Genomic DNA, 19,523 nt, shown 5'->3' on the forward strand with positions numbered 1-19,523 from the left:
CTCCCTGCTTCTATTTCGTTTTGTTTGCGCCAGGCGTCGATTCCCGGCTCGCCTCAGAACCGCCTGCCGTCAGCCCGTGCTGATGGCAGTAGTCGAGTATCAACACCTCCAACATGTTCGAGAGCGTCCGGCGTTCACGCTCAGCGGCAAGGCGGAGCAGTTCTTTCAACTCAGGGGTCATGCGGAGATTGATGGCCTCGCTCTTGCGCTGGTTCATAGTCGCTCCATCTGTACAACGCCTTTACGGTGTACAGAATGTATACGACACTCAAATGTCTAGTAACTGTCCACTGCGCCTGGCTCACCAGACGAGCTAGGACTCAAAACAAACGAACAGGGCAATCAGCGTGTATCGGAGCTCACGCGTAACGGCGGATTGACGAACTACTGCGCGTTACGCGGCTGCGGCATATCCTCACCGCCGAGCGAGCAGTGTCAATGCATGCTCGGCCCAAAGGAGCCAAGCGCTTGCCATTCGTACACCAAGCGCACACTCGTCGAGGCATTCACCCGAGTGCATTGCCAGACAGTTGCTGCGTGCAGTGGGCGATGGGCTTGCGGGGCCTGTTTTGCGGCATCTGCTGCTCTAGCTAACTGGGCCGGTAGCGGCTTTGGGGTTTGCACAGGCGAAATGTCGGCTTCCGAAGCACGTATGGCCATTTTTTGGCCGGGAAGAGAGGGATGCTTCGTGTGCGGATACGACCAAGAAGCCGCTAGCCTGACAAAAAAGAAGGGGCGTGAGAATTGCCTGCAGCACTAGCTCGAGGCGCATAAATTTCAAAAGCTTTGACCGCATAACCATGCTTTGAGTCTTAATTGGACCTCAGGGTCATGTATCCCCGTCAGAGGCTCGCAAGTCAGAAGGCGGGCGCGGAGATTCGAGCTGAATTCAGCGGGGCTATCGTCAAGAATGAGGTAGTCCCGGACCTCTGGGTTTGACTTCAAAAATGATTGGATTGCATTCGACTTGGGTCCATTTGGAACCGATCCAAGAACACGTGAACCGAGTGGCCCGAGGAAATCTTTGAGGTACTCCATCGCGTGAACCTCCCTCCAACTTGAATGGACGGCAAGAAAAACGTTAGGCGCCGGGTCAAGCAGATCCACAAGTGTCGGTAGCCACTCAAACGGCATGCAGGTACCAGGGGCGCCTCCTGCTGGATGAAGCACGCCGTCGAAATCAAGAAACAGCAACTTCATTCCGATTCGTCTCAGATCAGGTCCTATTGATTCAGCCAGCCGTGTCAGCCATGCAGTGGGCCCAGCTTTTGAGCTTTGGCAGCAGCGATCACAGCCGCAGGATCATGCGCAATCAGTTCTCGAGGACGAACGCCACCCAGCTGCGAACTTGCCGACTCGAACCAGGCTGCCAGGCGAAAAGGTGAGTAGCCCTCGAACACACTGAGAACTTCCTTTAGCGCCGGAATCGGCTCACCTGAATCATTGAATGCGTAGCCTGGAAAGAGTCGGCGGCCTTCGTGATCAATAGCAAACAAGAGGCCCTCTCTCAGCCAATCACCGGCCGAGTAAAGGGCATCTGCCGGTTCTGACTTCCACAGGCTCGCGACCCCCTGTGCAGTTAGCCACTTTGCTCCGTTGAGTACGGCTACGACTGTGTGTTGCTCCAGTGTTTCGCGGAGGGCTTCCCGAGTGCCTAAGGGTTGTCCGTCGATCAAATGCTTGTTCATTCTCATGAGAGTCCATCAAGACACTGAAAAGTGAAGTGAGCCAGAAAAAAGTCTGGAGAAGGCCGCGTCGCAAGTTCCATGATGGCTACACAACCAAGCGCTACCAAACACAATTTATCCATCGAGATTGATGGTTATGTGAAACATCTGAGCGAAGAGTTCCGGCTTCAATTGGCTCGCCATGGAGAGCCCCACTCGATAGTTTGCGATGTCATTCGCCACTTTGCTTCTTGCCTGACTTGTATATGACTGATTTCAACTTGGAAGATGCTGGCTTGCAAGCCGCATTCATTGAGTTCCATTTGCTACTCATGTACTTCTTCGCCTGAGCAACCAAAGTCCTCTCGATAGCAGGCAGGTTTTCTGAACAGACCAAGAACACGCCCGGAGATACGGAATGCACCGTACCTTTGAAGCATTGCATCGCTGCGGTTCGTTTCGTTGATTGAACTTTGGGTGAGCGCTGGTGGCCAGCACGCTCTGACCCAACTGCCGAACACGCGGCTGCTCTAGATAGCCCGAAGCGCTCCTGAGTGACCAGGACCATTTTGATCTGTGCCAAGTGCTGATGGCCGTACCTGGCGTGACGGCCATGGCCTTTGGGCCCTTCAGCAGCGCCACTGGCCAGCATTTGCGAAAACTGTCGCCTAGTGATTCCCGATCTCTCAAGCAGTTCATCAAGCGTCCACTTCTCGGATTGACTTGACATGGATTTTTCCGGGACCGGATTTCGCGGCAGCAATGATTCGGTCGACGTTGCGTTCTTCATAACGGCCTATTCATAGGGACCATGCGGGGTTCAGCATGATCGACCATTTAGGTTCGCGTCAGTTGCTGACATGCCTTTCTACCGGATTGGCTTTTTTCCACTGAGCAGGTAACTTTGGCCTTATGAAGGTCCAAAAGAATTTTGCTCTCCCAGATCGTCTTCTTGAGGCGCGGCGTCAACGCGGGCTCTCCCAGGGGGAAGCCGCATCGAATTCAAGAATCAGTCAGTCCATGTTGTGCGCCTTTGAACGCGGCCGTCGGACCCCAGAAAGCCAGGAGGCGCTTCGAAGGCTGTGTGATGCGTACGGCCTGGACGAAGCCGAATGGGACGAAGTCTGGTTCCTCGCTCAACATGACCAGTTGATGTTGTTCATGCAGGGAACCGACCTGGCGCCGGCGGCAGAGTTCATATCCGAAATGCTTAAGACCCATCGAGTGATGAGTTCGGACGAGTGTCGCGGCCTGATGGTGGAAATGAGCGCCATTAGAGATAGTCGACTGCGGACGCAGGATCTAGCTCGCAAGGCCCGACACCAACAGGAAAGGGAGTCCAACATGAGCTAAGAAAAACGGCGAGCTGTCATTGCTGAGCAGCCCGCCGGGAGGTGGTCCTGGGCCGAAGTCCAAAAACCGTGTGCAAGCGAAGTATTGAGGCACGGACCCCTCTCGTCAAGGTTGGATTCGCCACCGACCCCAATTGCTCAGCCCATCTGATCAATCTTGAGTCCATTTTTGGACAACGAGGGGACCACTCATGCCTGTCATTTCTCAACAACCCAACACCGTGGAGCCTGGGCTTCAGGAGTTTCTGAAGCGCGTTGCTCGGCTCCATTCCAATCGGCCTGTCCGGCCTGTCGTAACTCCCTCGGGCAAACGAGCTCGAGGGCATTTCCCTTCGCTCAAGGCGCGTGGCCATGCGCGCTTTGAAAGCCTCCTAGAACAGGACGTGCTCCGTGTGTTCGAGGTGTCATCAACGGTCGTTCGGTTCCAAACGCACCCGGTTGTCCTGGCTCTGCCCGGTGTGCCGGTCAAGCACTACACGCCGGATGTCCAGATCGAGGAGTTGTCTGGCGGCGCGCTCGTCGAAACGAAAGCCACGTACTTCATCAGCAAGCCTGAATCCCGCCGCCAGCTACAGGAGGTCGTGAAGCGCCTGGCTGAGCAGGACCTGCGTCTGGTGCTCATCGACGAGCGGGACGTTCGCCCCGCGGGCTTTCAGGACGAACTCAAGGAACTGTTGCGCCTCCGACCCTGTGTTGGTCACAACCGTCCCAGCATCGATCCAACGACCTGGGATCCTCTTGGGCGCAGCGCTTTTGATCCAGTGCTTGAACGCCGCTGGCGCGCGGCGCAACAGGAGTGCGACCAGCTCCTGCAGCGAGTGATGCGCCGTGATCCCGATGAACTGATTGCTTCTACCCGCTGAGGAGTCAAACATGAATCCATTTTTGAAGGACAAGACGGTTTGGCTTTCCGGTGTCGAGATGCGCGTCGTCCGCCAGTTAGGAGACGAGGAGGTCCAGCTGGAAAACGTGAACTCCGGAGAGCTCGTCAACCACAAGACCTTTAACTTGCTGGAGCAGTACACGAGCGGAGAACTTCTTACAGAAGGCCAGCGGCGGCACTTGCTTCGTACCAGTCAAAAGGTGTCCAGGCCGCCAGCGCGGATGGACCATATGTCAGCGGCGGCGAAGTGTGAGACCCGAAGGAGGATGGACTACCTCATTCGTTTGGAGCGAATGGGTGCTTTCCAAAAATCCCGTTTGGACCTCGTTCAGGACATCAAGATCGTCGCTGCGACCAAAGGTGAAGGCCGTCCACCGCACGTCACGACTATTTACCGATGGAAAGAAAAATACCAGAAGGCCCAGAACGACGTCCGAGCCCTGTTTTGTAGGTTCGACGAACAAGGGGGAAAAGGGCGATCCCGGCTCGACCCTGAGGTCGAGGCCATCATTCACGACAAGATTGAGACAGTGTTCCTCTCCAAGAAGAAAAGCAGCGGTGAAGAAGTTCATAACGCTGTGTTCTTGGAGATCCAGAGACGTAACACCCAGAGGGTTGAGTCCGAGTGGCTGGAAGTGCCTGGATTGCGTACGATCCAGCGCCGTTTGACTGAGATATTTGCATTTGAACTCGCAGTTGCCCGTTTCGGCCAGAAGGAGGCGGAGCGGCGCTTCGCTCATCACCTGGGGGCCCGAGCGGTCGCTCGCATTCTTGAGCTTGTCGAAATCGACCACTCGCCGGTCGACATTCTTGTTACGGACGAAGACGGGCTCGTCATCGGTCGACCAAACATAACTGTCGTTATAGACAGATATTCCCGTTGCGTCCTGGGGTTCCATTTGAGTTTGGTTGGGCACGGAACGCCGGAAGTTTTCGCGGCTCTGCGGCACGCTTTGCTGCCCAAGACCTACCTTAAAGACCGGTATGCCGATCTTTTGCTTGAGTGGGAGTGCTTTGGTTGGTTCGAAGTCTTGCTCATGGACAACGGCCGGGAGTTCCATGCCGAGTCGGTCACTGATGCGTTGCTCAATCTTTCAATTGCCACTGAGTACGCCAAGTCCAAAACGCCGAATGACAAGCCGCATGTCGAACGCTTTCTGAAGACATTCAACTACTCCTTCATCCATCGGCTACCGGGCACGACCCTCGACAAGGTGCATAAGCGCATCGGCTTCAAGGCCGAAGACAGCGCCTGCATGACTCTGACAGAGCTCGACAGGGCAATCCATGTTTGGATCTGTCAGGTCTACCACCTGCGTCCTAATGCCGGCTTGAACGGTCGAGCACCTATGACGGTCTGGCGCGAGGGCGCAAAGGCGTTCCCTCCTCAGCTGAAGGCCAATGCCGAGGACCTGGACATTGAGTTCTCGCAGGTGTGTACGAGCGCCCTTCAGCACTATGGCATCGACTTGAACACCTTTGTCTATGTCTCGCCGCGACTGCTGACGCTGCGACGCATGCTGCCGGAGGGCACTCGAGTCGATGTGAAGTGGCCGGCCCAAGATGCCGGTCATATTTTTGTGTGGGACCGCCTCAACGAGGAGTACTTCAAGGTTGGAAACAAGGACAAAGAGTACGTAGGTCTCACGGTCGAGCAGGCTCAGGTCGCAAAGAAGGCCAAAGCCAAGGCCGATCCGAACAGTCAGCTCGCACAAGCTTCCGCTGAAGCAGTGATTCGCGAGATGGCCGATTCCGCGCTCAAGGACAAGAAGCTCAAGAATCGCCGAAAGGGAACTCGACTGGCCAATGACACCACCGAGGTGTCGCGTAGACCCGCGGCTGCCGCTGAGCGCAGCGATGAGACGAGCATTGAAGCCCCTCTTCAGCCCAACCAGGAGAACGTCACCACTACGACGCCGGAGATTGAGATGGAATGGTCGGAGGCCCTGCCATGAGCGTTCCAGATCTTCATCGAGTCGCGCGATCCATCCGGCAGGCCTTCATCAAGTTTGACCACGTGAACGCCATCCACGGCGTCCTGGCCACGCTTGTCACGACGGACTATGGACAGTGCGAGCCGGACATCGTGTTCGTCGTTGGCGAACCGGGTACGGGCAAGACCTGGCTAATCAAACGCTTTGTCGCCAACTACCCCCGGGAGGACAGCGAGACCGTCACGCGTGTTCCCGTGCTTCTGGTCAATGTCCCTCCAAAGTGCGCCCTCAAGCGCCTTCCTGGGGCCATGTTGCAGGCGCTGGGCTCTCCGCTGTGGAACGTGGGAGACGAGGAGCAGCGCAGCTATCAACTTGAGACCTTGCTGAGGAAGTGCGGAGTTCGTCTGGTCATTCTCAACGAGGCCAATCATCTGGTGGATCGCGGCAAGGAGAAGTCGCACTACCTGCTCGGTGACTGGATCAAGCTGATGTCTGAAAAGACAGGCATTCCGTTTGTTCTAGTCGGAATACCGCGGGTCAAAGTCTTGTTGGGGGTGAATGAGCAACTGGCCGATCGGGTTCGGGAGGTGGTCACGGTTGAGCCCTTCGGGGTTGACCCGCGCTGCAGGAACCAGATGACCACCGCGCTGGGGGCCTTCGATAAGTTGCTGGATGGCGTGAGCAGGATTCCACTCTCGGATCCGGCCAATGCGCAGCGCTTCGCGCTCGCCACGGCGGGCCGGCTTCGTCGGATTCGCCGGGTTCTTGAGGAGGCGGCGCGAGCCGCTGGATCCCTGCCCAAGCCGAAGATCGACCTGCCGCTCCTTGCTGAGGTTTTTCGAACGCATGTCTTCAGCGGGGCGCCGGATCAACGGAATCCATTCGTGCCTGCGAAGTTCGATGGACGCCCTCTGACGGGACCCGGCGAGCCGTACGAGCCCCGTCGCCAAACCAAGGAGGAAGTCGATGCATAAGCTGCTGCAACGACCTCCGATCAAGCATGGGGAGTGGTGGGAAGGCTATGTGGCCCGCATTCTTGTCGAAAACGGCTGCCCGTCGAAAGGCAAGTACTTGCTTGGCAAGCTGGAGCCTCTCGTCACAGCCATGGTGTCTGAGAACATCAAGCGCGGTACCCAGGCAGGAGAGGCGCTAACCGAGGGGATGCGGAGCTTTCAGCAGTACAGGCTGCCCAAGTGGGCAGTGAAGGGGCATGGCGCACCGGCTGCACATTGTCCCGACTGCATGAGGGAGGATCCCTTCATTAGGCTCAGCTGGCGCTTGCCAGCAGTCACACACTGTGAAACTCACAACCGGCCCTTACAGATCAGTTGTGGCGTGTGTGAGAGGCTGGCGTTTCACTGGGACTTGGCTCGCCAGTCTTGTCGCTGTGGTGCACCCTTCGCCGGGCTGCCCAGCGGACCGTCATTGAATGAGATGGCGCCAGTGGCCAGACAAGGTGTTCCTGCTACCGACAGTCAGCGGGAGAGCTGGATCTTCTCGGCTCAACAGGCGGACCGCATTCTGGCTCTCGCCGATGGCAGTTCAAAGTCGGGTCCCAGTCCGATTGCTCTGATGACGTTTGTGGGGCACTTGCTTTCTTGCCTAACGGCGGGCCGCCAGCGCAACAAGCAGGCAACGAAGCGAACCATTGGTGGACTTCTGATGCAACTGGGTGTGTCGGCAACACCCTCAGTGACTTGGATTGAAGAGCTCTGGCTCGCATTGCCTTCGGCGGCCTACTTGAGAAGTGCGCTGAACTTGGTGCTTTGCATGCACCACTCGGAGCAGCTCTCCCCGAGCGAAATGGGCTCCTTGCCGCTCAGGGATTGGGCCGAGACCCTTTGCGGCCTTGGAGCTTCTCCGGCATCGGCTGAACGCCGGGGATGGGTTTCCGCTGGATCCCTGAGGCCAGGCCTTGTCTCGGCCACGTCAGCGGCCAAGCTGGCAGGTGTGCAGGTCAACTACTTCCTGGCTCTCAGGGCTAAAGGGCTTGCCCGTCCAGTACGAACGCTCGAGGTGGGGCTCCGTCAGTATCAGTTCTCTGCTGAGCAAGTTCAGCAATTGAAGCCTCTGCATCGGCGTGATGGCCGAAGCAGAAGTAGCCGATGCTCTGGCATCGAGGGGAATGGTCGGAAGATCCTCGGTAGAGCCGGCGTCATTGACCTTGTGACCGGTCCAGACGGGCGTACTTGGCTTCATCCTTTGAGCCTTCAGGAGCTGTTGACCGAGCTCGATCGTCATGCGGTGTCCGTCGAGCGGATCGACGCTTCGAAGGTCAGTCTCGGGTCCAAGCGTATCTGGCAAAGCCTCTACATCCCAGCGCTCAAGCCACTGTTCACCAAGCTGCGCAATGGTGAGATCAAGTTGTGGACCTGGGGTGATCAGGCAGGGTTGGCGCGCTTTTACGTGGGGCCCGATGCATTGGAGTTTCTCCACCGCGGAAGCGTCGGCAGAGCCGGGGCCTCCTCAGTCCACGGGCGACAACCTGAGCTACCTCTCTTTGGCGGTGAGATGGCCTGGGTGCCGTCTCCCCAGTCCTGGGGGCGGCCTGTGCGTATGGGTTGGGTGCAGAGGCCAAGTCCTCAAGCATTCCAGCTGCCCTTGCAATTGGCTTAGAGGTCGATATGGAGCTACCGCGCATACATGCCGACCTTCTGGTCCGACCGCAACCGAAGCAGGGTGAGAGCCAATGGGGATACTGGCTTCGCATCGCCAATGAAAACGGGCTCCGCAGGCCGCAATGGTTATTGACCCCGGGCGGCCGATGGGCAACGGGCACAACACGCTATTGCTCGGACTGTCTGCGAGCTGAAGAGGCGCTTTGGCGTGAAGACTGGGTAGATCCTCAGTCGTACTGGTGTTTGCAGCACCTCTCTTGGCTCGTCGATACATGCCCGTCTTGTCATCGACGCTTGCAGTGGAGCCGCGTTGGATTTCAGGAATGCCGCTGTGGGCACGATCTGCGATCTATTGATTCGGTCGCCGTTCACCAGCGCATCCAAGCCTGTGTACTCGCAGGTCAGGCTTCACTGACCGAGATCCGAATCCTCGGTGCCTTTGCTCTGTACGGCACAACAGGAAAGCCAGGAAAAAAAGCCAAGCGGACGGAGCTCAGTGAGGTGAAGGCTCAACTCATGGCCGGCGTCGAGCTTGTTGAGTTGTGGCCAAGCAAGTTCGTCGAGGCCTTGGATCGACACCGTTTCGGCGGAGCCAAGGACGGCACTGCTCAACTGCTGACTGAAGCCTTTCCCCGCCTGACCAAGCTGGTCAAGCAGATACCCGAAGGAGCTTGGCGTCAGCGAGTGCAGATTGCCATCGACGGGTATTGCAGCGGGTCTTTGTCCACTTCATCACCCATCGTGGGTCGCAATGCGGTTCTCCGTACCGGCCCGATGACGATCAAGCAGGTTGCAACAACGCTTGGTCGACGTTCTGAAAGCGTGGCGCGTGTTCTCGATCGTCACGGTGACGGGTTATCCGGCACACGCGTGACTGCTCTGGGACGTCGGCGGCGGGTAGTTTCAGAGGTGGACCTGCCGAAGTTGAACTCTCAGTTGAATGAGCCAATCGCCGTCAGGACGGCGGCCCGCTTGATGGCTCTGCCGGCGTCAAGAGTTCGGTCAATGGTGAGTGCCGGGCTGCTGGATGCAGGGGATCAGCGACTCGTTCGCAGCCAAGTTCTGGCTCTTTCCAAGACTCAAATTGCGTTTGAGCTGGAGAACGATGGCTCGCAGGTAGATCCTGTGCCCGTTCAACTGGCACTTCGCAAATGGATCCGCGTGAAGGATACGGCGGCGTTCATACAGGCCTTGCGACAGGGTGAGCTCAAAGCCCATGCGGCGACAGCTTCGAGCGTCATTGGAGACTGGGTGACGTCGGCGATTGATGTCGAAGCATGGGCCAAGAGGCAACGCAATAGAGCCCCAGAGGAGCTCACGCTGAGTGATGCCGCAGCAGCGCTCGGCTTGAAGCACGACGTGGTGCGAGACCTCATTCGCGTGGGCTTGCTCAAAGGGCGACTTGGATCTGCTCGCGGTCGCAGCAACTGGTGTGTGAGCGTAGGGGATGTCGAGGCGTTCAAGTTGCGCTATGTGCCTCTGGCAGTCCTATGCAGAGAAGCCAAAGTTCGATCACGTGATGGCTTGGTATGGGCACGAAGCCAGGGTATTCAAGTCGTCACGGGGCCGGGCGTCGATGGTTCACGGCAGTACTTCGCCCGCAGGCTCAGCCAGTCACAAATCAACCATCAATGCGGGACTGTCCCGCACCGTGTCGAATTCGCCGGCGTGCCTGGCGATGTCTGTGTCGCAGGAAGCGACAAATCAACAGGAGACCATCATGAATAGATTCCTACCCATGAACTAAGGAATCTTCAAGCGCCTCGCGAAGCATCTCAAGCGAGAGCTTGGGCTTTACCACTGCGAGGCGCTGGAACTACTTGCTGAAGCGAGCGGGTTCAGGAATTTTCAGGAGCTCGCGGTCGCTTGTCGTTCACATGAGTCAAACCACGTACCTTCCGTGCTGCAGTACGCTGGCGATGAGGGGTACTACGTTTGGAGCGACCAACTGGAGGCGACTATCGGCTCAGAGGATTTTTATGAAGTTGAGCCCATGATGAGGAGCTGGTACCAATGGATATTCGAGGTCGGCGGCGATCCGGTTGATTGGCCTGAGTACGAAGTCGAAGCCGATCCAACCAAAATGCATCCAGATGAGCCGTTAGCCAATGCATCATTGGACGAAGTGAGTGATGACCTTGAAGTGCGATCGGTGTCGAGCAACGTTCCCGTGGTCGTCGTGACTTATCGGCAACGTCGCCGACTGATTGAGCAAGCTCCGGCCACTACGGAGGCATAGCCAACAGCTTGCCATGTCTCGACGCGAGTCAACCGCTGGCCCTGCAGCTTCAGGTCGGTAAGCGATAAGGTGAAAGCAGAGGGAATGGCAGCCTCTTTCTAGAAGCGCTCGACGTGATGAAACCGCCCGACATGGGCATTGAGCACAGGTGAGAGGCAAGTAGAGCTCGCTGGCTTTCGTTGCTAGTGAGCATTCCCTTGATTCCCAGATGGAGACTTTGATCCATGAACAGTTTTGATCCTTTGGCCTGGTCGCCAGAGTTGCGCCGCGCATTGATCTCAGTACGCCCAGAGTTCTTTGGCCTGCCGGCCGATCAACAAATGCGATATCGCGTGAAATTGCCGAGGCAAGACCGGCAGGCCATCGTCGCAGCACTTCTGGCGGCGTACGGCCACCCTCAGCCGAGCGAAGTGGCGGATCAGGAGTCGAATGGCCACATCGAAGTGCCGCTCCAGAACCGTATCAATGAGTGGCTGCAACCGCTCGTCGGGATCGGCGAAGACACGTTCAGTCTCAACGAGAGCTTCAGACCGGAACAGACGATTCTCGACTTTCCCACGCTTCTGAGCTACGACGAAGATGATCACGAGTTTCAGGAGCAAGCTCGAAAGGAGGTGGATCCGACCCATCTTCAAAGGCCCTATGCCGGTTCACTGAACGCGACGTGGGCCCGTTGCATCATGGGTGAGCGCCTGTGCTACTTGACGCTCTACATGGCTGGGTTACACATTGCCCATGGCATCGAGAAACTTGCTAACAAGGAAGTCGCGCGACTGATTCCTCACCGCTACGTACCCCGCACTGAAAACGGTCGAACTGACGGTGGGTTCATCGAATGGAACCATCGGGTGGAGGCTGGAGGACAAGAATCCTTGCTTGAGGACCTGCAGAGGAAGGTGTGGACCTACACACACGAGCGCGTGCATGAGTTGCAGGCAGAGTTCAACGTGCTCTCGCAGTCGGGCACTTTCTTTGAAGCTGGCCCTGCCCCTGAAGCTTCTGAGGATGAACGGCACCTGCGTATTGTTTTCAGTGACCCACGTGCCCTTGCGCGGGTCCGGTTCACGACCTTCCTGAGCGACTGTCGTGCGATGGAGCGCCCGGCAGAGGAACTGAACTTGATCGAGAGCCGGGAGGCCGCGCGGGTGATTCAGTTCGTCAATGACCGGTACCAAGAATTGCTGAGTACGTTTGACCCCAAGGTCGTGCCGATGCGACGGCGGACCCGAGTTCTGATCCATCCAGGCGCATGGGACGCACTCAATGGCGGCGAGGATCGGTGACGAGTATGCAAATCAAAGACATTCGACCCGAGACCTACACAAAGCAGATAAGTTGCGATCGCTGTGGGCGGTTGGTCGATAGGGATGAAGTGGCCTTTCATGAGTTCGTCTCTATCGATCTGAAAGCTGGCTACGGGTCCGTTTTCGGCGATGGCAATGATGTCCAGATCGACCTATGCCACCATTGCCTACAACTCACTCTCGGGCGTTGGCTATGCATCGTTAAGCCAGGACATCATCGTCATGCTGTCGAGCGCTTCAAGCACCGGCTCGACCCCAAACGGTCTGGCGAAGAGCCTTCGATGGTCGCGGACAACACCCTTGTTGTACCCGAAGACATGCCTGCCCAAGAACGCAACACCGTCGATGCCGAAGGCCCCGATTCCCTGCCGCAGGGAGGGCATGCGGCTAATCCACTCAAGGCTTCGAGTGACTTTTCCGCACCGTGGGCATCACAAGCTATCAGCACTCTGGAACAAGTGAGCGCGGATGCCCGAGTTGTCCTTGCTTTGATCGAAGCCAGAGGCAACCAGGGAATTTGCAGCCTCGCAGACAGAGGCGAACACCCGCTCATCACGAACTTGTGTCGCTCCATCCACGAGCAACTCGAGGCCGCCACTGAATTCAACGAGGCGCTGATTCGGCAACTCATTCGGACCAAAGATCGTCTCGCCGCCGCTCCCAAGACTTTCGCTATCGAGCAGCTTGCCAATGAAGTCTTCGTGTCGGAAGCTGAAGCCTGGAGCTGGCTGCACAGCCCTCATGTGATGCTCGACGACCTGACGCCGCTTCAAGTCGCTGAGACGCCGAGCGGCGCTGAACGCGTCCATGAAATTCTGGTGGCAGTCAAGTATGGCGGTGCTATTTAGGGGCGAACTGGCTAGTCGGCGCCCCTTCTCTCTGAAGCACAGTTGATACGAGCCTTCGTTTGTCTTTGAACTATCCGATGACCTTGCTTCGTGGCGTGGCTTTGGACGGTAGTAAAAGTCGCTCAAGTTCCTGCGCGTCAGTTCGGTGCCGTGGCGATTCAGAGCGGGCCAGGTCGCCTTGCCAAACTCGAACGACTGCCCGGGCGCCTCGAATTGATGGCGTCTCCACTTGTCGTACTGAGACTTTGGCAAGACCTGGCCAAGTCGCTATTGATGCATGGCGCGGGCTACTTACCTTTGCCCGTGTCGACTACACGAGGAAAGCAACCATGATCATTCTTTTGGCCAACGGGCGCGATGCACCGTCGCCGCAGGATCAGCCTCAGGTAGAGGCGCTTTCGTGGCGGATGCTGAAATCGCCAAATGGCGAATTGCATCTGGTCACACTGAGAGACCGAGACATGGACCGCGGCGTGGTTCGGTTGACGTCAGCCATCACATCCATCGACAACAGTGCGCGGGTGGTTACGACATCTTCGGGCAGGCAGTACTCGCTGCAGGGGCCACCCGAAGGCGAGGCGTTAGAACAGCAAGTGCTCTGTGCAGGTGCAGCGCGACTCGGCCTGCCTGAGGCTACTGACGTCAGCGCGTGGGTCTGGAGTCAAATGACCGCACATTGAGCTGCTGCGGTTTTTGTAGACGCTTACCCGAGTTGGGCGATTGAGGAGAATAGGACGAGTACCCGGATTGGGAACATCGCGTCCGCTACCTCCTGAGGGCAGATCGGCTCCTTTGGGTCGATACCGCCAGTTCGCAGTTCGCAGTTCGCAGTTCGCAGTTCGCGAGAGCAGCTGGTGCCCCGCTGCACACCTTGGGTTCTGGCTGGCCCAAGATCGATTTCCGATGAATGTCAGGTCCTGGGGGTGTAGCGGTCACTCATCCATCGAACTGTCCAATGAATGGTGTTGCCGGCAGCGTTCGCTGGGCCGCCAGAAATCACCGGCACCAGGCAGCCTCAAAGAGTCAAAGTGCCGACGATGTTGGTGCTCCGATGGCAACGAGCAACGCGAAATGACAGAAAGTGGCTGATTTAGATGAGCCAGACCGAGGCCCCGGACTCAGCGGACCTGCTCTGGTTTCCACTCCAGCATTGCTTGTTCCCACGCACCCCAGGTGGACTCTGTCACCTCAAGGCTGTGAAGCGCGTCAGCGCGCTCGGTCGCCTCAACGCGCCGCTCAAGAAGCAGTTCGGTTTGCCGCACGATCTTGAGCAAGGTTGCGGTGAATGTGTGACCAGCAGGTTGGTGGACGGTGTGCATGGGGCTCTCCTACAACGATGGCGCTAGCATCCGTCAATGCTTCTTCGGCAACCATCCCACCGGGGTGGGCCCTCTTTTGGGGGAAGGGGCTTATGCACCACATCGCCGCAAGTTCAGTCCCGGCGGCTCGACTCTCCCTCGCCGACCTTGAAGACCGCATTCAAGCGTCCCAACGTATGCCGCCAATTTGGTCTGGTTGGTTTGCACCCGGTGTTCCTGTAGGCGCCCTTACATGGGCGCCTGCGGCGCGAGTGTCTTGCCGGATCATGTCCCCTGTCCCTCTCGCAAGGCGAGGCTAGAGCGGCCAGTACGTTGGCATCGCATGTGCTTCAGCTGAGTATGAGCGCTTCCAAATCTTGGGAGTACTAGGTGCCGAGCAGGTGGCACAGGTTGGCCGCTTTAGGCGGCTCCAGTTGTTCGGGCATCAAGAATGAACGGCAGCCATGTGCGGCGGATTCAACCGGTCGCCGCACCAACGGTTCTTCAAACGGATGGCAGATGCTCGTTCGAGGCCTATTCCGGAGTCTTTCAGCCCAGCATTTCTCTCGGTCGGTTTTGAGCGCGCTAGCAACGGCTTGGATCTCACGATCGCGCCACCGGGACAGATCAGTTCCCTTCGGCAATACAGACGCTAGAGTCCACTCGTGTTCTCGTTCGTGCCGCGCTGCCATGGGCTGTGCTGGTCAGCAAAGAGGACGCTCACTCCGGACTCGCTGGTGAATCGGGTGTGATCCGATAGCTCCTTGCCTCAATCCCAGACCAGTGCGGCCGCACAGCAGTCTGGGTCGAATCCCTCCGGAGGAGTATGCAGAGCGCCAACTCAGCCAGAACTCATCACCACGGGCTTCCGGCAAAGAGATCAAGTGACCTTCAATCTGGATTTCCGCCTAGGTGGTACCGCGGGTCGGAGAGAGGTCAATCCTTGCGTTGTATCCCCAGAGCGCTCACCTCGCCGGCATACACAATGCCTACACAAGCACTTCGCACTGTGGGAGGGAAAAGTGGCTAGTTCCGAAAGCGGAAATCGGTTCAGTGTTGTCTTCGGCGACGGCTCATTTGCGGATGACAGCCCTGAATATGCGATCCAAATAGCACCGGGTGGGCGTAGTTGGAACGACTTTGGTCATCAGCCGCAGGTCGTGATTTCCATTCGAGGCAAGGTTCGTAAGAGCGTGGTGGTCGAAGGTTTTGTCGGCTTCCTTAGCGGCGCCGCAAGTGGCGCGTCGACTCTCGAAGAAGTGCTGGGCGAGGCACCGGGCCTGGTTATTCCAGCAAATCCGGACAAGCATCGGTTCTTCACAATGCTTCGCGATAGCCAAGCCTACAGGACAGTCGTACAGGCGCTTGGTCCGGACGAAGCCTCAGAGGCGTTGCAAGCCGCAAGGGATCTCGTGGCGCTCGGCGAGTTTGACCCAACTGCACAGATTCTTGAGGTTGCCCCGGCAACTGAAGTGTTTGCAATGTCATTTGTTCGAAATACAGAATCGTTCTTCGCCTACAAAAACGCTGGATCAATTCTCAGAGGCTTAGAGACCGAGACCCTCGGGCAACTGTCGGACCGTTTGTCAGTACGGTTTCTTCTACCCGGCCACGAGAATGAGCATCAACTCGATTTCAGGTTCGACCACACAGGCGTATTGCCTAAGCGGATGGCAGTCGTCATTGGGAAGAACGGGGTGGGGAAGAGCCAGACGTTAGGGCGCCTAGCCCGGGCAGCATTGAAGGGAGGAAATGAACTCACGGATGCAAACGGCGTAGGACCGACGATCAGTCGACTGTTAGCTTTCGCCCCAACCAATGAAGCAGAGTCGGTGTTTCCATCTGATCGCCTTAGGCGACCAAGAATCCGATACCACCGCTTCTCGCTCAACCGGTCCAGGCGGTCGAGGCGGAACGAATACGTCGGCGATCTCGTGGTTCAGCTCGCTCGCTCGGACGAGTCTATCGGGGGACTAGACCGATGGACGATTTTTCTCAACTCGATGGCCGCTCTTGGCAATCCTGAAGAGATTTGCTTGCCCAGCAACAACAGTGAGCGGCTGTACGAGCCGATTGTTCGGCTGCGGGATGGAAATGAGGCAGCTTTCTTGCGACGTTTCGCCTCAGTCGAGATGCGTAAGGAGCCAGTGCGGTTGATTGAGACGCAGGGATTGCCGCTCAGCAGCGGGGAGATTTCGTTCGTCAAATTTGCGGCTCAAGTCAGCCTGCACATTGAGAACGGGTCGCTGATCCTGCTTGACGAGCCCGAAACACATCTGCATCCGAACTTCATCAGTAGATTTGTGAAGCTGCTCGATGGCTTGCTGGAGCAAACCGGATCAGTGGCAATCATTGCAACGCACTCCGCGTACTTTGTGCGCGAAGTGTTCACCGAGCAGGTCACAGTGCTTAGGGTGGATGAGAACCGATTTGTCTCTACCGAGAAACCGCGCCTTAGGACATTCGGCTCTGATGTGGGCGAGATCTCGGTTTTTGTTTTTGGTGAAGAGGATCAATCAGCTCATGCAATCGAATTGAAAAGGCGCCTGCTATCGAAAAATCTACCGTGGAGCGAGATCTATCAACAATTCAGCGACGAACTGTCTACCGAGTTCCTTAACGACCTGAGGGCATCGATCGAAGAGCGAGGTGGCTTGTGAACTCACTTTTGGTCCCTGATGTAGACGACCCAGATGCATTGACGGGAGTTGCCAATGACTGGCGTTTGAAGAGTTATCCCAACCTCGTGCCGGTGCTTTCACAGCTAGTTGCCGCATATGCTCAGTATGAGGCGGTGTCGGGAAACGCACTTCTTGTTCAGCATATCGGGCTCACAGATTTGCAGAAGGACTCTCTGCGTAGCCTTTACAAGAGTCCACCGAGAGCTCTTGGATTCATCAAAATGATGCGCGCAGAGCACTCGGACAAGATCTGCCCAATGTGTGGGTCAACTCACCGAGGAACACTGGACCATTTGCTGCCAAAGGACGGTTTTCCGGAGTTTGCTGTCTTCTCGCGCAACCTAGTTCCAGCATGCAACTGCAACGCGAAGCGCTCAACGAGAACTGTTGGTGCGCTCCCGGGGCAACGAGTACTGCACCCCTACTACGACAAGTGCCTGGCCTTGCGGCTGATAGCGGCGCGGTTCGAAGACTTGGGTCGAGTGCCAAAAGTGTCGATCCGACTACGCCTGGCGCCCACCCATCCAGAGTACAGCGCGGTTGCGTTCCATTTGGACGCTGTTATTCACAAGACCGATCTTCAAAGCTTCTTAGCAAACCGGTGGACCAAAATGTGCAGACGTCCGACCGCAATCATTAGGGATTTCCGAACTCGGCCAATTTCTGTCAAGGCATTGCGAAGAACGCTAGTTTCGGAACTGCGCGAACTTGATGAAGAACATGAGGGACGAAACAACTGGAAGTCGGTTTTTGTGGCTGGGTTGCTTGACCGCAACGTGATCTCATGGCTCTATGCGGCCCTAAATCGACCTGAACGGTCCGCCAGTGGACCGCTAATTGACGCTTGACCTCGGGCCGTGAACTCCTGCGAAATTACCTGCTGCGGGTCGCCCAGAAACCCAATGCTGACGACTTCAACCCGTTTGCTTTTCGCCAGTACTCCTGTCCTAGATGCATCGGACCCCCGCGAACTCCTTGCGGCAGCAGTGCGAAAGACAGCCGATCAAACAGCGCGTTCGGCCCGGTGCCTTTCTGCGGCTCTACATTGTGGAAAGTCCGGCCTCCCTGAATCGACTCGGAGCGATTCAAAGGCCCTGCGGTGGGCCTACTGTTGGAATGTTTTCAGAACCTGCTTCAAGCGCTTTCGCCCATCGCTGTTTGTTTCGCGATAGACCTTCAGGGCAAGCGCCAGGAACTGCTGCTCTCCAGGTGACAGCCCAGTTGGCTCACGCTCTGTATCGAGCCAACCTGACTCCTTGCCGCAATGCTGTTCAATCTGCCGTGCTAGCTTGTCACCAATGGGGCGTGCGCCACTCTTGGCCATCGACCATGTTGCGCCGCTCATCTCGACTTTTTTAGCCCAGGTGGATTCAAGCCCCTTGGGCGGATCGCCTGCGGCGATGCGTTCTTCCGCAAAAGTTTGGAAGAGCGCGATGGCGTTGAGTCGGCGGAATGTAGTGATGCTGGACACGGTTGGTGTTGTTAAAACACTTCACATGCATTCTATGTGATCGAATGTGTTGACGGACTCGTGAACACTCTTCACAATTCTTCTATTCGTTGATTTGCCCCAACCCGCCAGATTTCATCATGCTCCGCACCGTCTTCATCGCCAACGCAACACGACCCATGTCGGTCGAGATGGCTTTGTGCGTAGCAGCGGGTCGTCATGAGTTCGCGATGCAGCTCGCACTGAGCCAGCCGCGGCATGACCGATTTGAGGGTGACTCATCGTTGCCGGGAGGAACTTCAGCCTACTGAAGTTCTGACATTCCAGGGATCCATCTCCGATCCCCTGAAGCCCGGTCTCCTGCAGGAACCGGGCTTTTTGTTTGGCTCTTGCGAATCGGATTGATGCCCTCTCGGGTGTGCCCGTGCACAAGCACCGGCCAGCTCGGTGTGCATGTGTGCCAAGCACGTTCTGCAGACGGAGCCGGCATGCAGCGATCTCGGCTACCTTGCCGATATCGCGTGCGGACACAGCCGAGAGTGCATGGCCTCGTTAGCTCAGCGGAGCAGAGCGCCGGTCTACGAAACCGGAGGCCGGAGGTTCGAATCCTCCACGAGGCGCCAGTTTTCATGACTGTCCCGTTGGACTTCCGGTGAGGTCCTCGGCCCTTCAAGCCGAAGAGGCGGGTTCAACTCCCGCACGGGATGCCAAACCCAAGCCTGTCGTCGAGCTCTCGCTTCGATAGGCGCAAACCGGCCGCAAAGATTGGGCGGCGTCGGAACCCGTCACCGACAACCCTTGGGAGCACGACCCGTGTGTGGCGCAAGTGGAAAGCGCAACTGCTTTGGGAGCAGAGGGTTGCAGGTTCGAGTCCTGCTGCACGGACCAGGAATACATGTCGCCATAGCTCAGCTGGAAGAGCGCCGGTCTGTCCAACCGGAGGTCGCGGGGTCAGGACCCGCTGGCGGCGCCAAGTGAAACAAACGCAATGTGCCGAAACGTGTGTTTGGGTGTGGCCGTCGCCTAGCGGCCCAAGGCTCAAGGTTGTGACCCTTGTATCGCCGGCTCGCTCGACGCAACGCGTCGGACGCGCCTGCGGCGCGGGCCGAAGGCCATGTGTGATGCACATGCAATCCGGCCGGCTACCCCCAAGCACATGCCCTGGCGGAAGCTAAATCAGAAGGAGAACTGCTGTGAAGAAGATCAAGAACGAAGCCAGCTTTTGAGGTCATGAGCAAGCGCCGCAAGG

General features: G+C 57.3%; 17 protein-coding genes, 4 tRNA genes and 2 pseudogenes. 15 read left to right on the forward strand and 8 right to left on the reverse strand.

Features of this window, described 5'->3' with window-relative positions; translation table 11 throughout:
- Positions 1 to 10: 10 nt before the first annotated feature.
- From LNV23_RS06625 to LNV23_RS06635, 4 genes are all read right to left on the reverse strand, one after another.
- Positions 11 to 217: a type II toxin-antitoxin system TacA family antitoxin gene (locus LNV23_RS06625; RefSeq protein WP_263562249.1), complete on the reverse strand. Its 207-nt coding sequence runs from the start codon at positions 215 to 217 to the stop codon at positions 11 to 13.
- Positions 218 to 777: 560 nt separating this feature from the next.
- Positions 778 to 1,200 carry an HAD domain-containing protein gene (locus tag LNV23_RS24060; RefSeq protein WP_411910544.1) on the reverse strand — a complete coding sequence of 141 codons (423 nt, stop codon included), beginning with the start codon at positions 1,198 to 1,200 and terminating at the stop codon, positions 778 to 780.
- A 44-nt stretch (positions 1,201 to 1,244) separates the two neighbouring features.
- Entirely contained in the window at positions 1,245 to 1,688 is a 444-nt protein-coding gene (locus LNV23_RS06630) for a hypothetical protein (protein WP_263562250.1), read from the reverse strand.
- A gap of 211 nt (positions 1,689 to 1,899) precedes the next feature.
- Positions 1,900 to 2,457, reverse strand: a complete 558-nt coding sequence (locus LNV23_RS06635) for a hypothetical protein (protein WP_263562251.1) — start codon at positions 2,455 to 2,457, stop codon at positions 1,900 to 1,902.
- A 122-nt stretch (positions 2,458 to 2,579) separates the two neighbouring features.
- Here LNV23_RS06635 and LNV23_RS06640 point away from each other — a divergent pair, with 122 nt between their 5' ends.
- The 5 genes and pseudogenes from LNV23_RS06640 to LNV23_RS24065 all read left to right on the forward strand — a co-directional run.
- The gene (locus LNV23_RS06640) at positions 2,580 to 3,020 is read left to right on the forward strand and encodes a helix-turn-helix domain-containing protein (protein WP_263562252.1); all 441 of its coding nucleotides are present in this window, start codon (positions 2,580 to 2,582) and stop codon (positions 3,018 to 3,020) included.
- A gap of 190 nt (positions 3,021 to 3,210) precedes the next feature.
- Positions 3,211 to 3,882: a PDDEXK family nuclease gene (locus tag LNV23_RS06645; RefSeq protein WP_263562253.1), complete on the forward strand. Its 672-nt coding sequence runs from the start codon at positions 3,211 to 3,213 to the stop codon at positions 3,880 to 3,882.
- Positions 3,883 to 3,892: 10 nt separating this feature from the next.
- On the forward strand, positions 3,893 to 5,857 hold the full coding sequence (locus LNV23_RS06650) for a TnsB C-terminal domain-containing protein (protein WP_263562254.1): 1,965 nt from the start codon (positions 3,893 to 3,895) through the stop codon (positions 5,855 to 5,857).
- Complete coding sequence (locus tag LNV23_RS06655; RefSeq protein WP_263562255.1) at positions 5,854 to 6,810, forward strand: TniB family NTP-binding protein; 957 nt, start codon at positions 5,854 to 5,856, stop codon at positions 6,808 to 6,810. The genes LNV23_RS06650 and LNV23_RS06655 overlap by 4 nt, the downstream gene beginning before the upstream one ends.
- Positions 6,803 to 7,144, forward strand: a pseudogene (locus LNV23_RS24065) (TniQ family protein); the annotation flags it as partial. The gene LNV23_RS06655 and the pseudogene LNV23_RS24065, both read left to right, overlap by 8 nt.
- Before the next feature lie 621 nt (positions 7,145 to 7,765).
- On the opposite strand, the gene LNV23_RS06660 reads toward LNV23_RS24065, so the two are convergent.
- Entirely contained in the window at positions 7,766 to 8,272 is a 507-nt protein-coding gene (locus LNV23_RS06660; RefSeq protein ID WP_263516006.1) for a hypothetical protein, read from the reverse strand.
- 476 nt (positions 8,273 to 8,748) lie between these two features.
- On the opposite strand from LNV23_RS06660, the gene LNV23_RS06665 reads away from it, so the two are divergent.
- The 5 genes from LNV23_RS06665 to LNV23_RS06685 all read left to right on the forward strand — a co-directional run bounded on the left by LNV23_RS06665 (position 8,749) and on the right by LNV23_RS06685 (position 13,525).
- Positions 8,749 to 10,182: a hypothetical protein gene (locus tag LNV23_RS06665; protein ID WP_263516007.1), complete on the forward strand. Its 1,434-nt coding sequence runs from the start codon at positions 8,749 to 8,751 to the stop codon at positions 10,180 to 10,182.
- Positions 10,183 to 10,354: 172 nt separating this feature from the next.
- Positions 10,355 to 10,693: a hypothetical protein gene (locus tag LNV23_RS06670; RefSeq protein WP_263562256.1), complete on the forward strand. Its 339-nt coding sequence runs from the start codon at positions 10,355 to 10,357 to the stop codon at positions 10,691 to 10,693.
- Positions 10,694 to 10,917: 224 nt separating this feature from the next.
- Positions 10,918 to 11,976 carry a hypothetical protein gene (locus LNV23_RS06675; RefSeq protein WP_263562257.1) on the forward strand — a complete coding sequence of 353 codons (1,059 nt, stop codon included), beginning with the start codon at positions 10,918 to 10,920 and terminating at the stop codon, positions 11,974 to 11,976.
- Between the two features lie 5 nt (positions 11,977 to 11,981).
- Complete coding sequence (locus tag LNV23_RS06680; protein ID WP_263562258.1) at positions 11,982 to 12,845, forward strand: MbcA/ParS/Xre antitoxin family protein; 864 nt, start codon at positions 11,982 to 11,984, stop codon at positions 12,843 to 12,845.
- Positions 12,846 to 13,174: 329 nt separating this feature from the next.
- A complete protein-coding gene (locus tag LNV23_RS06685; protein WP_263562259.1) occupies positions 13,175 to 13,525 on the forward strand; it encodes a hypothetical protein in 351 nt (116 codons plus the stop codon).
- A gap of 438 nt (positions 13,526 to 13,963) precedes the next feature.
- Here LNV23_RS06685 and LNV23_RS06690 read toward each other — a convergent pair whose 3' ends face one another.
- Both LNV23_RS06690 and LNV23_RS06695 read right to left on the reverse strand, forming a co-directional pair.
- Positions 13,964 to 14,164, reverse strand: a complete 201-nt coding sequence (locus LNV23_RS06690; RefSeq protein WP_263562260.1) for a hypothetical protein — start codon at positions 14,162 to 14,164, stop codon at positions 13,964 to 13,966.
- A gap of 539 nt (positions 14,165 to 14,703) precedes the next feature.
- Positions 14,704 to 14,912, reverse strand: a pseudogene (locus LNV23_RS06695) (IS30 family transposase); the annotation flags it as partial.
- A 253-nt stretch (positions 14,913 to 15,165) separates the two neighbouring features.
- On the opposite strand from LNV23_RS06695, the gene LNV23_RS06700 reads away from it, so the two are divergent.
- Complete coding sequence (locus LNV23_RS06700) at positions 15,166 to 16,803, forward strand: AAA family ATPase (RefSeq protein WP_263562261.1); 1,638 nt, start codon at positions 15,166 to 15,168, stop codon at positions 16,801 to 16,803.
- Positions 16,804 to 17,929: 1,126 nt separating this feature from the next.
- Here the strand turns inward: LNV23_RS06700 and LNV23_RS06705 are convergent.
- Complete coding sequence (locus LNV23_RS06705; protein WP_263562262.1) at positions 17,930 to 18,295, reverse strand: hypothetical protein; 366 nt, start codon at positions 18,293 to 18,295, stop codon at positions 17,930 to 17,932.
- A 525-nt stretch (positions 18,296 to 18,820) separates the two neighbouring features.
- On the opposite strand from LNV23_RS06705, the gene LNV23_RS06710 reads away from it, so the two are divergent.
- The 4 genes from LNV23_RS06710 (at position 18,821) to LNV23_RS06725 (ending at position 19,247) form a co-directional block, all read left to right on the forward strand.
- Positions 18,821 to 18,897 (forward strand) — tRNA-Arg (locus LNV23_RS06710).
- Positions 18,898 to 18,909: 12 nt separating this feature from the next.
- A tRNA-Glu gene (locus tag LNV23_RS06715) sits at positions 18,910 to 18,984 on the forward strand.
- A 101-nt stretch (positions 18,985 to 19,085) separates the two neighbouring features.
- A tRNA-Pro gene (locus tag LNV23_RS06720) sits at positions 19,086 to 19,162 on the forward strand.
- A gap of 9 nt (positions 19,163 to 19,171) precedes the next feature.
- Positions 19,172 to 19,247 (forward strand) — tRNA-Asp (locus LNV23_RS06725).
- Positions 19,248 to 19,523: the final 276 nt, after the last annotated feature.

The organism is Kinneretia sp. DJ1R-11 (assembly GCF_025717595.1).
GTDB lineage: Bacteria > Pseudomonadota > Gammaproteobacteria > Burkholderiales > Burkholderiaceae_C > Paucibacter_A.